The sequence below is a fragment of the Flavobacterium sp. genome (assembly GCF_024305175.1).
GTDB lineage: Bacteria > Bacteroidota > Bacteroidia > Flavobacteriales > Flavobacteriaceae > Flavobacterium.
In genome coordinates this window covers 117,521-132,161 of sequence record NZ_JAMWYY010000001.1, presented here as the reverse complement: position 1 = coordinate 132,161, position 14,641 = coordinate 117,521, and the positions used below count along the sequence as shown (strand labels likewise).

Here is a 14,641-nt window from a genome sequence, read left to right as displayed (position 1 = left end):
AACATTCTACTTTTGACATTAATATTAGTTGTGAGCAGATTTTACTAATTATTAACTAATTTAATTTATCCAAACTAAAATGAAAAAAGGAATTTTATTATTCGCCGTTACACTATTTGCTATCAGCTTTACTTCTTGTAGCAATGATTCGGATCAAACCGAAAACAATCAAAACAATCAAATGGTAATGAAGTCAGACTGGCCAAAAGTTAAAGAGGGTGGCGTAAAAACAGTCTGGACAATCGGCCGTAAATCAAGAGGCTGTGATGGTATAGGAATATGCAGGCATGAAAAAACTTCAGGCTACATCAAATTTGAGCAGGGTACTTTAAACTTTACACTGGCAAAGTCATCAGCTGACAGGGATGTTCTGGCATATGTTTCTCCTGCACCCAATTCTAATGGTTTTTCACTTTTGATAGATGACGCCGGTATGGAAAAAGTAAAGAAATACTTTGATTCAGAGGCGCTTGTACTTGAAGAAGATTACCAGTTTACGCTACAGGATACTGACTCTGATGTAGAAGTTAATATTGACTACCTGATTAAAGCAGGTACCTATAACTTTACTTATGACAGCACTTATGGTTGCTATGAAATAGTATTTAATGACTAAGATTAACTGAAATGAAAATTTTATCATTATTATTTCTCTGCATGGTGGGTTTAACTGTATCTGCACAGGGTAACAGCAGGCTGTATCTGGAAAAATATGGTATTTATAAAGATTCTATCAATGAATTGTCTTTTAAAAACGAAGAAGAATTTAAAAAGTTTATAAGCGCTTTTGAAGTTGAAGAAGGATTTGAATTACCTAAATTCTTAATAATTGACAATACTGGTAAGTTATTAAAACATAGGTTGGATGTTCTGATCAGTCAATGCGGAAAAGGCGATGTAAGTGGCTTAAAAAAGAAGTATTTTAAAGATCTTCCTGATTTAAAAAGATTAAATACTTATTTAAATGAACAGCTTGTAACCCCTCAGGGAAATAACTTTATTGTAATTTTTATATGGCACGAAGCTGCAGACAAATACAATAAGCATACTTTTGAAACTTACCATGCATGGAAAGAGGATGATAATATTACATTTTATTTTCTTGATCTAAACGTTACAAAATAAAAGTTCTGCTCACAACAAAGTACAGCAAAAAGGGCAATTAGTTTAATTAAACTGATTGCCCTTTTTTATTTAAAGTTCACTGTTTGAAGTATGTTTACAATAGAACTGCTTATATATTCTACACCAATAGCAATAACAATAAAGCCAATAATCCTGGAAATTGCCACAATGCCAGAAGCGCCAAGTATACGCGACAGGTAATGCGCACTGCGCATAATAAGAAAAATGCTTATAGCTACAGCAAACATGGCAGAACATGCAATTACCTGTTCTGTAATGCCGGTATATTCCTGATATAAAGCTATCAGGAGCGATATAGAGCCCGGTCCTGCCAGCATAGGTATGGCAAGTGGTGTAAGTGCAATGTCGTTACGTTTTTGCGCATCATTCTCTACTTCTTTGTTAATACCCCTTGTTTTACTGAATTTACCTGTAAGCAGCGAAAACCCGCTGTTTACAATTATAAAACCTCCCGCAATGCGAAGCGCGTTAATACTTATGCCAAAAAAATTAAGCACATACTGCCCCACAAAAAAGGATATAAGCAAAATAAGGAAAACATTAATAGCCGCCCATAGCGATATACGGGAGCGTTCGGCTTTGGTGTCATCCTGCGTAAGGCCTACAAATATAGGCACAGCACCTAAGGGGTTAATTACAGAGAAAAGTGCAGCAAAAATGTATATAAATAGTTCCATGTAGTTAGGTTAGTACCACAAATATATTATTAAATACTTTACAACCCTACTACTATCAGTTTAGTGAAATGGTTTTTACCTGAGATATAATCCTGCCATCCGGGCCAATGCCTTCTATGAGAACCTTTACAGAATCCTGCTGGCTGTAAGGCATAGATACTTTAAAGTGCCCCTTTTCGTCGGTTGCTATTATAGGCTCCCACCCAATAATACCAAAGTTCTCAAACCCTTTTGTGGTGGTAGATAGGTACTGGCTGTTTTTAAAGGTATCTATAATACTGAAACCTTCTGCAACCATAAATGAAGTAGGCGATTTTGTTTTCGCTTTTGAGCTGATATTTTTCTTCATGTATATTTTTATGATACCCTCCCGGTTATCCACACTGGGTACTGTAGCATGCTGGTTTACATAAAACTCATCAACATCAGATGTCTGCATCATAAACAATATATCATAGTCCATCACAATTATATTGTCTATATATATCATCGGGGTAGTTTTTTGTCCGTTAATGGTCCTCACGCTCCTGCCCGTTATACTTACCGAACCACCATTTATAGTCACGTCAAAACCATGATAGCGTATCAGGTCGGTTATGTAAAAGAAACTCCTGCTGTCAGTTTCGGTTATTTTATAGGGCCGAAGTTGTGAGTTACCAAAGGCAGTTTTATATTTAAGCCGGGTAGGGTCAGCCTCTATTTTAACCTCTTGCAGCATGGTAGCGTTAGTGGGAGCGAGATAGTCGGGTAATTCAGGAAATTGTCCTGCAACAGCTGTATTGGTGTCAGTACACAAAGAAGCTACAGGCTTATATGATTTATTGTATGTCCGTTTGTTATTAAATATCTGCGGATATAACTTTACTTCTTTCTTTTCATCTCCCTTAAGCAGTATAAAATCCAGTTTTGTAGAGTCTGCAAGGATAAGATGGTCTAAATAAAACTCGTTGTTATTGTCTATTTCAACTATTTCATCAAGTTGTCCGGAAAGTGACGAAACACGCAATTTATATTTTCCCGATCCGGGTATATTCTGATTGATTTTGCCTTTAAGCGCCAGCCCGATATCAAAAGTATAAGTACTGGAAGGCGGATTACTCTTGATGTTTGCCCATTTGTATTTGCTGCTTTTGCCCATTAAAAACAGGTCAAGCTCATACTGGTTGCGGCGGTTAGCATCGCTTAAATAATTTCTTGCGGCAATACCCTGGCTGCTGTAAAGATAAGGGGCAAGCAAAAGTGAATTATAAATATCGCTTTCTTCGTTTACGGTGAGCGTATTTGAAGGAAGCATAGAAATACTAAGGTTCATATTCGGAGCATATACATCTCCGGATAGCTCTATATTACCTTGAGCGTCTTTTGTATAGGACAGGTTTATGTTGTTGCTGTTAGTTTTCGGATAAATGTAGAAAACCCTGTTAGCCAACTCATTTAAATTACCGTCCAGTATGCGTATTGTATTAAGTCCTTCAAATAGGTCAGTATTATTTATAACCAGTACTTCTTCATTTTTGCCTGAGTCGAATTTTACATCAAAAATTACCGACTTTTCATCTTTGTGTGCTACAAGAAATAATGAATTATTATTTTTATCAGTTTTTGCGGTACGTACTTTTACAATAGTTTTTCCGGGCATTGCAAAGCTGTTCACCTCTAGTGCTATTCCCGTTAACTGCGGATAAGGCAATGGCTGGCTATGTTCTGTCCCGTTTACTTTTACTTTTAGGGTATTTACTTTGCCTGTTTCCGGCACGTAATCAAATTTCCCGAAACCTTTATCATTAATTGCAACGGTTTTTAATACTGTGCCTTGTGAGTCTATAAGATAGGCTTCCTCCAAAACGGTAACCGGCCTGTTGTTACAGTCGGTAACGTTTATACCTATGCTGTTGGCTACACCGGCTATCAGTTTACCGCCTTCGGGGTGTAATGCAATATTTATCTGCGAATAGTTTGGTGCATTCAGTAAAGAAGGTGCATTTTTATTTATAACCCTTATTTCTTTTACAAAAGACTCATCCTCGCTGAAGTTATTCATCCAGTTTGTGTAAAACTGTACGTAATACCTGCCCGTCGGCATATCAGGCTGTAGCTGAAAGCTGCCGCTGAAAGTACCCATATTGCCATACAATAACTGGCTGTCTAAAACTTTACCGGAATCATCTATAAGATTTGCAAAAATATTAATACAGGAGTAGAAAGGTTTTCCTGTTTTACGGTGGTACAAATACCCTTTAAACCATACTTTTTCATCGGTAAGGAAAACATCTTTATCAAAATGTGCATGGATGTTCTCTCTTTCCAAAAAGAAGTAATCATTTAAAACTTTACTGATTTCTTCTTTTTTTGCTTCCTGAGCTAAAGTTAAATAAGGTGTAATGCAGGAAATGAAAATAAAGATATAAAGCGTCTTTTTCATTAATGTGTAATTAGTGTTGGAAATGTTTTTGCTAAAATAATAATGTTATTATAATAGCGGCAGCCATAAATGTTAAAAAGCAAAAGGGAGATGTGAAATACATCTCCCTTGTTATATATTGCAGTTTGATGCAAATTACATCATACCCGGCATACCGCCGCCCATTGGCATACCGCCGCCGGCATTTTCTTCTTTAATGTCTATAAGGGCACACTCTGTGGTTAGTATCATACCCGCAACAGAAGCAGCATTTTCAAGCGCTACACGTGTTACTTTTTTAGGGTCTATAATACCAGCGCTAAGCATATCAACATACTCATCTGTTTTGGCATTATAACCAAAATCAGCAGTACCTTCGGCAACCTTAGCTACTACTACAGAACCTTCAAGGCCTGCGTTCTCTACAATGGTGCGTAGCGGTGCCTCTACAGCGCGCGATACAATCTGTATACCTGTAGCCTCATCACCATTTTCAGCATGAATGTTGGCAAGAACCTGCTTAGCCCTTAGTAATGCAACACCACCACCGGCAACAATACCTTCTTCTACGGCAGCCCTTGTGGCGTGTAATGCATCATCAACACGGTCTTTTTTCTCCTTCATTTCCACTTCGCTTGCAGCACCTACATAAAGTACGGCTACACCACCGGCAAGTTTTGCCAGGCGCTCCTGTAGTTTTTCCCTGTCATAGTCAGATGTTGTAGCTTCCATCTGCGATTTGATCTGGTTAACACGGTTTTTTATCATGTCCGCATCACCTGCACCGTTAACTATAGTAGTGTTATCTTTATCTATGGTCACTTTTTCGCAGGTACCCAGCATATCAAGTGTGGCATTCTCAAGAGTATAGCCCTGCTCTTCTGCAATAACGGTACCGCCTGTAAGGATTGCAATATCTTCAAGCAACGCTTTTCTCCTGTCGCCGAATCCCGGAGCTTTAACAGCCGCGATTTTAAGCGCACCACGAAGTTTGTTTACCACAAGTGTTGCAAGAGCCTCACCATCTACATCTTCTGCGATGATAAGAAGCGGTTTACCGCTTTGTGCTACCGGCTCAAGTACCGGAAGCAGGTCTTTCATAGAAGATACTTTTTTGTCATATAGTAAAATGTATGGCCTCTCAAGTTCAGCCTCCATTTTTTCTGAATTTGTTACGAAATAAGCCGAAAGGTAACCCCTGTCAAACTGCATACCTTCCACAACATCTACATAAGTATCTGTACCCTTAGCTTCTTCAACGGTAATAACACCTTCTTTACCAACTTTACCGAAAGCTGTAGCTATAAGCTCACCGATAGCTTCGTCGTTATTGGCAGATATAGAAGCTACCTGCTTAATTTTATCTGTAGAAGTACCTACTTCTTTTGTTTGCTTAGAAAGGTCTGCAACAATTGCCTCAACAGCTTTGTCTATACCACGCTTCAGGTCCATAGGGTTTGCACCTGCGGCAACGTTTTTAAGGCCTTCTTTCACTATAGCCTGTGCAAGTACAGTTGCTGTTGTAGTACCGTCACCTGCAAGGTCGTTTGTTTTAGAGGCAACCTCTTTAACCATTTGTGCACCCATGTTTTCAATCGGGTCGGTAAGCTCAACCTCTTTAGCTACAGATACACCATCTTTAGTTACTGTTGGCGCTCCAAACGATTTGCTGATGATAACATTACGTCCTTTAGGGCCTAATGTTACCTTAACAGCATTAGCCAATGCATCTACACCACGCTTTAAACCGTCGCGTGCTTCAATATCAAATTTTATTTCTTTTGCCATTGTATTAGTTGTTATTGTTTTTAAATATTAAACTGTTTTTTAGATTACTGCGAAAATCTCGTCTTCTTTCATTATCAGGTAATCTTTACCTTCAAATTTAAGCTCTGTGCCTGCATACTTGCCATAAAGAACAGTATCGCCCACCTTAACGGTCATCTCATAATCTTTGCTGCCGTTGCCTACGGCTACAACAACACCTTTCTGCGGTTTTTCTTTTGCAGTGTCAGGAATAATGATTCCGGAAGCAGTTTGTGTTTCTGCAGCAACCGGTTCAACCAGAACACGGTTTGAAAGCGGTTTAATGTTTAAAGCCATATAATTTAAAATTTTGTTTGTTATTAAAGTTTGACGCTTTCTGTTTTTTCAGAAATTATGCCAATTGAGAAAACTGACAATTAGTGCAAAAAAAAATGCCAGCATGTCAGTGCCGGCATTTGTGTATATATTATACAATATTGTTATTGCTGAGGTGCAGGCTCTTGTGCAGGTGTAGTAGCCGGAGCCGGTGTGGCAGCGCCTTCACCCTGTGCAGGAGTGGCAGGAGTTGTTGCAGCAGGTGCAACGACAGACTCATCTATATATTTATTGTCTCCGCCGTAGCTGTTAGAAAAGCTTAGTGTAGACAGAATGATAAGAACTACAAGTGCAGTAGCAAGGAACCATGTACCTTTATCCAGAAAGTCAGAAGTCTTCTGTACGCCACCTACTACCTGAGATCCGCCAAACGATGAAGAAAGACCACCACCTTTTGGATTTTGTACCATGATGAATATTATCAGTAAAAGGCAAACAAATGCTATCAGTGCTAAAAATATTGAAAATCCCATTTCTATACTTAATTATTATTTTGTTGTAAATTTTTGATTTCTGAAATACGGTCTGCAAAGAAAACACTTTTTTCCGGATATTTCAAAATTAAAATTTCATAAGCCTGTATGGCTTTTGTATATTTTTTTTGCTCCAGGTAAACTTTTGCGAGCGTTTCTGTCATAAGGCTGCTGTTGTCTGCTGTTTCGTTTATTGTGGCAGGCGCAGGCGTTATGGTTTTTGACGGTACAATTTTAGGGTTCGACTCTATAAAACGGTCTATAAGGTCGAGTTTTTTAACAAGCCCGTTTTCATCTTCCTGCTTCTCTGGCTGCGGTATGCTTTCTTCACGCTTTACAGGAGCTATTTTAGAAAGCTGCAGCCATTCACTGAACGAATGTGTTTCTTCTTTGCTGAATGGTAGTGGCTTGCCTATTTCGAGTTTTTGTTCTGCCTCTGTTAGCGGGCTTTCGCTTACAGTTTCAGCCGCAGTACTTGCTTTTTCAGGCTGTGTTGCTTCCGACTCTTTAATGGTAAGTTTTATAGACTCTTCCAGCTTGTTTACAGGTTCGGCAGGCTTTTGTTCTTCAGCTTTTATTTCTTCGATATAGTTGACAGCAATTTCTTCAACAGCTTTTTCTGCCGCTTCAAAACAATCCTTCTCTATACTCTGAAACTGCTCTGAAGTAATAAAATCAAACAGCACCGACCTATCGGTTGTGTAGGCTGCCGTTTTTTTAAGCTCGGTATTATAACGGAAGCTGTCGTTATTATATAAACCTTTTAAATAAATAGCACGCGCACTTTGCAGGAAAGGAAACTCGGCAAGTATCTTTTCCAGTTCAACAGTCTGCTTCTCGTTTAATGAGGAGGGCCTGTTAAGCAGCGCTATGTATTCTTTAGTGTTCAAGTTCTTGTTTGATATTTGGGTGTCCGATGTCCGAAGTTAGAGGATCTTTAATAGTTTAGGTATGATATATCGGACTTCCGGCATCCGACATGCGACAATTTACCATTTCGCCAACGATTCATTAAAAATATCCTGTGTTATCCTTTCAAATATCTCATCAAGGGCGGTATTAAGTAACTGACCGCTTAATAGCTGGTCGCCGGGATAATCATAAAAGAAGCTGAATGGCTTTTCAAAATTATCATCTTCTTTCTTTGTGTTGGTAAACCTTACATTTACAGTTACTGTAAGCCTGTTTTGCGCTGCGCGCTGGTCGGCTGTTGCCGTCATAGGGGTAATACGGAACTGTGTTATCTCTCCTTCATAAACAAGGTCGCCTCCGCTATTGGTAAGGCTAAGGTTGGTTTGGTTCTGTATCAGGTCTTGTAACGCTCTTGTAAAAGTTAACTCTACACCGGGCTCTACGATATCGGCGTTGTTCTGAAAGTAGTTCACCTGAAATGTTTCAGCGTCAATTTTTCCGGTTCCTGTAAAGTTATATATGCCGCAACCGTTAAGCATTACAGCTACAACTGCCAGCAATAAAAATTTTATATTTTTCATTAATCTGTTAAAGATCATACTGTTTTATTTTCCTGTATAATGTCCTTTCACTTATACCAAGTTCATCGGCTGCTGCCTTTCTTTTGCCTTTGTTGCGCTCTAATGCTTTTTTAATCAGTTCCACTTCTTTTTCATCAAGGCGCAGTGTTTCTTCCTCTTCAACTGTTTCCGCAAATAGGTAATTCCCGTCATCATCGTCATCCTCATGGTGTTCTACTATAGGTTCCGGCCTGCTTGTATGTTGCGGAGACAGCATTTCATTACGCGACATTTCTTCAAATACCCTGCCTTCTTCCTGCGGGTTGCCATATATACGCTGAATAAGGTTTTTATTAGATTCCTGAACTTTAGCACCGTTACCGTTCTGCATCAGCTCCATTGTCAGCTTCTTAAGGTCGTTAAGGTCGCTGCGCATATCAAACAACACCTTATATAATATCTCCCTTTCATTGCTAAAGTCGCTCTCCGGTTTTTTATCCCTTACCACAGCTGGCAGGTTGGTTCCTGCTTCGGGCAGGTAACCCCTTAACGTGTTGCCTGTAATGTTGCGGTTGGTTTCAAGCACTGATATTTGCTCGGCAACATTTCGCAACTGGCGTATATTACCGCTCCAGCGGTACTTTTGCAGCAGCATTACAGCATCATCCTCCAGCCTTATAGGCGGCATTTTATATTTCTGTGCAAAATCTGATGAAAATTTCCTGAAAAGCAGGTGTATGTCATCTTTACGTTCGCGAAGCGGAGGTAATGATATTTCTACGGTGCTGAGGCGGTAATACAGGTCTTCCCTGAATTTTCCTTTCTCAATTGCCTCTGTCATGTTTACATTGGTAGCTGCTACTATTCGCACATTGGTTTTTTGTACCTGGCTCGAACCTACTTTAATAAACTCACCGTTTTCCAGCACCCGCAGCAGGCGCACCTGTGTAGTAAGCGGCAGTTCTCCTACTTCATCCAAAAAAATAGTACCACCGTCGGCAACCTCAAAATAGCCCTCGCGGGTAGATGTTGCCCCGGTAAAAGCGCCTTTCTCATGCCCGAAAAGTTCACTGTCTATTGTACCTTCCGGTATGGCGCCACAATTTACCGCTATGTATTTGCCGTGCTTGCGGTGCGAAAGGGCATGTATAATTTTCGGGATACTTTCCTTACCCACACCGCTTTCTCCGGTAACCAGCACCGAAATATCGGTAGGGGCTACCTGCATGGCTTTCTCCAACGCACGGTTAAGGCGCGGGTCGTTCCCTATAATTTCAAATCGTTGTTTTATGGCTTGTACGCTTTCCATAAGCCCCCTAACCCCCGAAGGGGGAATTTTATTTAGTATTATTGATTGATTGTTTGAAAGCCCTCTGTATTATCCCCTTTGGGGTTTACGGGGCTTGTCATCATTTCACTGTAACCTATAGCTTCGCCAATAAGGGTGGCCGAAGTACATTCAGTAATTTTTACGTTTACAAAGTCGCCCGGCTTGTAATCGCCCTTAGGGAATACAACGGTAGTGTTTTGCGAGTTGCGTCCGCTCCAGTGCGCATCGCTGCGTTTTGATGGTTTTTCTATCAGTACTTCAACGGTTTGGCCTACAAAACGCCTGGTGCGCTCCCATGCCATTTTTTGCTGAAGGTTTATTATTTCGGTTAGCCTGCGGTTCTTAACCTCTGTTGGTACATCATCTTCAAGTTTTCGTGCGGCAAGTGTACCGGGGCGTTCCGAATAGGCAAACATAAACCCGAAGTCATATTTGCAATGCTCCATCAGGCTAAGTGTGTCCCGGTGGTCTTCCTCGGTTTCGGTAGGGAAGCCTGCTATCATATCCTGCGAAAGTGAAATGTCAGGTATTATACGGTAAATATTATCAATAAGCTCCATATACTCCTCTCGGGTGTGCTGGCGGTTCATGGCCTGCAATATCCTTGTACTGCCACTTTGTACCGGCAGGTGAATGTACTTACATATATTATGGTGCTTTGCCATTACTTCTATCACCTCAAGGTGCATATCCTGCGGGTTAGAAGTGCTGAAACGGAAACGCATTTTAGGGAAGGCAGTAGCCACCATATCCAGTAGTTGTGCAAAGCCCACAGCAGTAGCTTTTTGCATTTCGCTGGCTTTGTCATAATCTTTTTTAAGCCCGCCGCCATACCATAGGTAGCTGTCCACATTTTGTCCCAGCAGCGTTATTTCTTTAAAGCCTCTCTGCCACAGGTCGGCTATTTCTCCCATTATACTTTGCGGCTCGCGGCTACGCTCGCGCCCACGGGTAAACGGCACAACGCAAAAGGTGCACATGTTGTCGCAACCACGGGTTATAGAAACAAATGCGGTAACGCCATTACTGTTAAGGCGCACAGGTGCTACATCTCCGTAGGTTTCTTCTTTACTAAGTATAACGTTAACCGCTTCGCGGCCCTCATCTACCTCTTTAAGCAGGTTGGGTATATCTTTATAGGCATCTGGCCCTACCACCATATCCACAATTTTCTCTTCTTCAAGAAATTTGCTTTTAAGGCGTTCTGCCATACAGCCCAGCACACCCACCTTCATGCCGGGGTTTATTTTTTTTATACTGTTATACTGATCCAGCCTTTTCCTAACGGTTTGCTCGGCTTTATCACGAATAGAGCAGGTATTAACCAAAACAAGGTCGGCCTCCTCAATATTCTGGGTGGTGTTGTAGCCCTGTCCGGCTAATATAGACGCTACAATTTCGCTGTCAGAAAAGTTCATCTGGCAGCCGTAGCTTTCTATAAAAAGTTTTTTGGTATTCTCTGTTTTCTGCTCTAAGACAAGGCTTTGGCCCTGCTTGCTTTCTTCAATTATCTTTTCCATAAATCACTCGGTAGTGCTTTTTTCTGAATTGGCAAAGATACTATTTAATTTGAATTGTATGACAAGATGACAGATTTGTTTATGCGCTTTTAATGGTTTTAAGATTAGTGAGCAGACGTATTATGTATAAGGAAATAAACAGAAAGAAAACCATATTTATGGCAAAAGATGGTGTTATAAAAATAAAGGCAAGCACAAAAGCCAATGCAGTAGCTATAAGGCGGCTTTTGTAATCGTACAGAAGGATCTTGTTTTTTTCGGCTCTTACCATTAACAGTGAGATTAAACTTGATACCCCAATAAAGAACAGTAAGTCCTGATACGGATTTTCCTGCTGCACTACAGATGTTATAACAAGCCCTGCCGAAATAAGCAATCCTAAAAATACCGAAGCGTTATCATAATTAACTGTGGGAAGGTATTCCCTCGCGTTTTCATAAAAGCTCAGGTCGAAATTATCAAATGCTTCGGCGGTCATAAACTGCCCGGTAAGGCATTTTCGTTTAAGCGTATCGATATATTTATGGGGGAAACGGTCGCGGAAATCCATATACAGCCCTAAAAAAAGTTTTTCGGCATTATCCGGTACCGGAATTACCGATTTATAAAAATCGAGTTTTATAACAACGTGTTTGCAGCCATCATCCACCTGCACCAACAGGTGTTCGTTATGGGCAATTTTTACAAGCAGGTTGCCTGCATCGTCATAAACCCTTATCCTCCTTGCGTGTGCCCAATTATAGGGTAGTAGTAATTTTATTTCCATCTGTTTCATAATCAGCTTCTTTTTTTGGATGTTATTACAAGATACAAAAAATATTTATTTTACATCAATTTGTAATTTGTAGGTATTTTCAGCGTATACTTAAGGTTAATCTTTTCCAAAAAACTATGCATTTAATTGTGCAGAAATCTAATATTTAAAAAATTCGCATACTTTTGCGCTCAAACAAATGTATGATGGCAAAGAATTTAGTGATTGTTGAGTCGCCTGCAAAGGCAAAAACCATAGAAAAATTTTTAGGGAAAGATTATCAGGTGGAGTCAAGCTACGGACACATTGCCGACCTTCCGTCAAAGGAAATAGGTGTGGATGTAGAGAATGGCTTTAAACCTAAGTATGAAGTTTCTCCCGATAAAAAAGCTTTGGTTAAAAAACTCAGGGATCTTTCTAAAAATGCCGAAATGGTTTGGCTGGCAAGTGATGAAGACCGCGAAGGGGAAGCTATTGCATGGCACCTTGCGGAAGAATTGAAGCTGGACAGGAATAAAACAAAACGCATTGTTTTTCACGAAATTACCAAGACCGCCATACAAAAAGCCATAGAAAACCCGAGAGGTATAAATTATGACCTTGTTAACGCACAGCAGGCGCGCCGCGTGCTCGACAGGCTTGTGGGGTATGAGCTTTCACCGGTATTATGGAAAAAAGTTAAGAGTGGGCTTTCGGCAGGCAGGGTGCAGTCGGTATCTGTACGCCTTATAGTAGAGCGTGAGCGCGACATCCAGAATTTTAAGCCGGAAGCAACCTATAATATAAGTGCTGAGTTTAGCAATGAGGCAGGAAAAACATTTAAGGCAAAGCTGCCCAAAAGTTTTTCTACCAAACAGGAAGCAAAAGATTTCCTTAATAAAAACATTGGTTCTATATATAAGGTTTCAGACCTTGAAACCAAGCCGGCAAAAAAATCGCCTGCCGCACCATTTACCACTTCTACCTTACAGCAGGAGGCAGCGCGTAAACTGTACCTGCCCGTTGGAGTAACCATGATGCTGGCACAAAGGCTTTATGAAGCGGGGCTTATTACCTATATGAGGACAGACAGCGTTAACCTTTCGCAGGAAGCTATGGCTGCTGCCGAAGACGAAATAACAAGATCTTACGGTAAAGAGTTTAGCAAGCCGCGCAACTATGCTACCAAAAGCAAAGGTGCACAGGAAGCACACGAAGCCATTCGCCCTACAGATATGACCCGCCACACGGTAAATGTTGACAGGGATCAGGCAAGGCTTTATGACCTTATATGGAAACGCACGGTAGCATCACAAATGAGTGATGCCCAGTTAGAGCGTACCAATGTAAAGATAGAAGCAAATAACCATAACGAAATATTTACAGCATCGGGCGAGGTGCTTAAGTTTGAAGGCTTCCTTAAAGTATATCTTGAAGGCCATGATGATGAGGATACAGAACAGGAAGGCATGTTGCCGGCATTAAGGGTAAGCGAAAAGCTTTTGGCAAACGGTATTACCGCTACAGAGCGCTTTAGCCGCCCGCCTGCACGATACACCGAAGCATCATTGGTTAAAAAGCTGGAAGAGCTTGGTATTGGGCGCCCGTCAACCTATGCGCCAACCATTTCTACCATTATCAGCAGGAATTATGTAGAGAAAGGAAGTTTTGAAGGGCAGGAGCGTAACTATACGCAACTGGCGCTGAAAGGAAATGATGTAAAAGAAGAACTGCTTACAGAAAATGTAGGCTCTGATAAAGGCAAGCTTGTGCCTACTGATATCGGTATTATTGTAAATGACTTTCTCGTAAACCATTTTGACACCATACTCGATTATAATTTTACGGCTAAAGTAGAGCAGGATTTTGACGAAATAGCTTCGGGTAATGAAGACTGGACCAAAATGATGCAGGTCTTTTATAACCATTTTCACCCAACCGTAAAAGATGTAGAGAAGAATGCCGACAGGGAATCGGGCGAAAGGATACTGGGGACTGACCCTAAAACAGGGAAACCTGTAATTGTACGCCTGGGTAAATTCGGGCCTATGGCACAAATAGGTGATGCTGAAGATGAAGAGAAGCAATTCGCAAGCCTGCTGCCTGAACAAAATATAGGTACTATTACCCTTGATGAAGCTATTGGTCTGTTTATGCTGCCTAAAATATTAGGTGATTATAAAGGTGAAGAGGTAGAGGTTAATAATGGCCGCTTTGGTCCTTATGTTAGGTTCGGCAAAACATTTATATCATTACCAAAAGGCGAAGACCCGCTGGATGTTAGTTTTGAAAGGGCTAAAGAGCTGATTGCTGAGAAAGAGCAGGCCGATGCACCTATAGGAACCTATAAAGGAGAGCCTGTACAAAAAGGTGTGGGGCGTTTCGGGCCATTCATAAAGTGGGATGGTATGTTTATTAATGTCAGCAAAAAATATAATTTTGACAGGCTTACGCAGTCAGATATTAATGAACTGATAGAAGATAAGCTGCAAAAAGAACGCGATAAGGTTATCCATAACTGGGAAGAAGAAGGCATTAGGGTAGAGAAAGCCCGCTGGGGCCGCTCGGTTATCCTTAAGGGTAAAACCAAGATAGAACTCAGTAAAGATGTTGATGCGGCAAAGCTTACGCTTGATAAAGTAAAAGCCCTGATAGAGGAAAAAGCACCTGCCAAGAAAACAGCAGCCAAAAAAACTACAGCAGCTAAAAAACCGGCATCTAAAAAAGTTACAGCAAAAAAGAAATAA

The 14,641-nt window shown here is 40.6% G+C and carries 13 protein-coding genes; 3 read left to right on the top strand and 10 right to left on the bottom strand.

Annotated elements, in window-relative coordinates; all coding sequences use genetic code 11:
* Nucleotides 1-187 precede the first annotated feature (187 nt).
* Nucleotides 188-616: a hypothetical protein gene (locus Q0K96_RS00600; RefSeq protein ID WP_297332089.1), complete on the top strand. Its 429-nt coding sequence runs from the start codon at nucleotides 188-190 to the stop codon at nucleotides 614-616.
* An 11-nt stretch (nucleotides 617-627) separates the two neighbouring features.
* On the top strand, nucleotides 628-1,125 hold the full coding sequence (locus Q0K96_RS00595) for a hypothetical protein (RefSeq protein WP_297332088.1): 498 nt from the start codon (nucleotides 628-630) through the stop codon (nucleotides 1,123-1,125).
* A gap of 65 nt (nucleotides 1,126-1,190) precedes the next feature.
* Here Q0K96_RS00595 and Q0K96_RS00590 read toward each other — a convergent pair whose 3' ends face one another.
* The 10 genes from Q0K96_RS00590 to Q0K96_RS00545 all read right to left on the bottom strand — a co-directional run bounded on the left by Q0K96_RS00590 (nucleotide 1,191) and on the right by Q0K96_RS00545 (nucleotide 11,936).
* Nucleotides 1,191-1,823 carry a MarC family NAAT transporter gene (locus Q0K96_RS00590; protein ID WP_297332087.1) on the bottom strand — a complete coding sequence of 211 codons (633 nt, stop codon included), beginning with the start codon at nucleotides 1,821-1,823 and terminating at the stop codon, nucleotides 1,191-1,193.
* Nucleotides 1,824-1,878: 55 nt separating this feature from the next.
* Nucleotides 1,879-4,245, bottom strand: coding sequence for a hypothetical protein (locus Q0K96_RS00585; protein WP_297332086.1), 2,367 nt, complete (start codon nucleotides 4,243-4,245; stop codon nucleotides 1,879-1,881).
* A gap of 135 nt (nucleotides 4,246-4,380) precedes the next feature.
* The gene (gene groL / locus Q0K96_RS00580; protein ID WP_297332085.1) at nucleotides 4,381-6,012 is read right to left on the bottom strand and encodes a chaperonin GroEL; all 1,632 of its coding nucleotides are present in this window, start codon (nucleotides 6,010-6,012) and stop codon (nucleotides 4,381-4,383) included.
* A 39-nt stretch (nucleotides 6,013-6,051) separates the two neighbouring features.
* Nucleotides 6,052-6,327 carry a co-chaperone GroES gene (locus tag Q0K96_RS00575; RefSeq protein ID WP_297332084.1) on the bottom strand — a complete coding sequence of 92 codons (276 nt, stop codon included), beginning with the start codon at nucleotides 6,325-6,327 and terminating at the stop codon, nucleotides 6,052-6,054.
* A gap of 143 nt (nucleotides 6,328-6,470) precedes the next feature.
* Nucleotides 6,471-6,839, bottom strand: a complete 369-nt coding sequence (gene secG / locus Q0K96_RS00570) for a preprotein translocase subunit SecG (protein WP_297332083.1) — start codon at nucleotides 6,837-6,839, stop codon at nucleotides 6,471-6,473.
* A gap of 8 nt (nucleotides 6,840-6,847) precedes the next feature.
* On the bottom strand, nucleotides 6,848-7,729 hold the full coding sequence (locus Q0K96_RS00565) for a tetratricopeptide repeat protein (RefSeq protein WP_297332082.1): 882 nt from the start codon (nucleotides 7,727-7,729) through the stop codon (nucleotides 6,848-6,850).
* Nucleotides 7,730-7,828: 99 nt separating this feature from the next.
* Nucleotides 7,829-8,332, bottom strand: a complete 504-nt coding sequence (locus tag Q0K96_RS00560; RefSeq protein ID WP_297332081.1) for an LptE family protein — start codon at nucleotides 8,330-8,332, stop codon at nucleotides 7,829-7,831.
* A 7-nt stretch (nucleotides 8,333-8,339) separates the two neighbouring features.
* Complete coding sequence (locus Q0K96_RS00555; RefSeq protein ID WP_297332080.1) at nucleotides 8,340-9,620, bottom strand: sigma-54 dependent transcriptional regulator; 1,281 nt, start codon at nucleotides 9,618-9,620, stop codon at nucleotides 8,340-8,342.
* 38 nt (nucleotides 9,621-9,658) lie between these two features.
* On the bottom strand, nucleotides 9,659-11,161 hold the full coding sequence (gene miaB / locus Q0K96_RS00550) for a tRNA (N6-isopentenyl adenosine(37)-C2)-methylthiotransferase MiaB (protein ID WP_297332079.1): 1,503 nt from the start codon (nucleotides 11,159-11,161) through the stop codon (nucleotides 9,659-9,661).
* 79 nt (nucleotides 11,162-11,240) lie between these two features.
* Nucleotides 11,241-11,936 (bottom strand): hypothetical protein, encoded by a 696-nt coding sequence (locus tag Q0K96_RS00545; protein WP_297332078.1) that lies wholly within the window; start codon nucleotides 11,934-11,936, stop codon nucleotides 11,241-11,243.
* 185 nt (nucleotides 11,937-12,121) lie between these two features.
* On the opposite strand from Q0K96_RS00545, the gene topA reads away from it, so the two are divergent.
* The gene (topA, locus tag Q0K96_RS00540; RefSeq protein ID WP_297332077.1) at nucleotides 12,122-14,641 is read left to right on the top strand and encodes a type I DNA topoisomerase; all 2,520 of its coding nucleotides are present in this window, start codon (nucleotides 12,122-12,124) and stop codon (nucleotides 14,639-14,641) included.

What these genes read in the sequence shown, in the direction of transcription:
- Q0K96_RS00600 (WP_297332089.1), top strand. Translation starts at nt 188, where the DNA reads ATGAAGTCAGACTGGCCAAAAGTTAAAGAGGGTGGCGTAAAAACAGTC.
- Q0K96_RS00595 (WP_297332088.1), top strand. Translation starts at nt 628, where the DNA reads ATGAAAATTTTATCATTATTATTTCTCTGCATGGTGGGTTTAACTGTA.
- Q0K96_RS00590 (WP_297332087.1), bottom strand. Translation starts at nt 1,823, where the DNA reads ATGGAACTATTTATATACATTTTTGCTGCACTTTTCTCTGTAATTAAC.
- Q0K96_RS00585 (WP_297332086.1), bottom strand. Translation starts at nt 4,245, where the DNA reads ATGAAAAAGACGCTTTATATCTTTATTTTCATTTCCTGCATTACACCT.
- groL (WP_297332085.1), bottom strand. Translation starts at nt 6,012, where the DNA reads ATGGCAAAAGAAATAAAATTTGATATTGAAGCACGCGACGGTTTAAAG.
- Q0K96_RS00575 (WP_297332084.1), bottom strand. Translation starts at nt 6,327, where the DNA reads ATGGCTTTAAACATTAAACCGCTTTCAAACCGTGTTCTGGTTGAACCG.
- secG (WP_297332083.1), bottom strand. Translation starts at nt 6,839, where the DNA reads ATGGGATTTTCAATATTTTTAGCACTGATAGCATTTGTTTGCCTTTTA.
- Q0K96_RS00560 (WP_297332081.1), bottom strand. Translation starts at nt 8,332, where the DNA reads ATGAAAAATATAAAATTTTTATTGCTGGCAGTTGTAGCTGTAATGCTT.
- Q0K96_RS00555 (WP_297332080.1), bottom strand. Translation starts at nt 9,620, where the DNA reads ATGGAAAGCGTACAAGCCATAAAACAACGATTTGAAATTATAGGGAAC.
- miaB (WP_297332079.1), bottom strand. Translation starts at nt 11,161, where the DNA reads ATGGAAAAGATAATTGAAGAAAGCAAGCAGGGCCAAAGCCTTGTCTTA.
- Q0K96_RS00545 (WP_297332078.1), bottom strand. Translation starts at nt 11,936, where the DNA reads ATGAAACAGATGGAAATAAAATTACTACTACCCTATAATTGGGCACAC.
- topA (WP_297332077.1), top strand. Translation starts at nt 12,122, where the DNA reads ATGGCAAAGAATTTAGTGATTGTTGAGTCGCCTGCAAAGGCAAAAACC.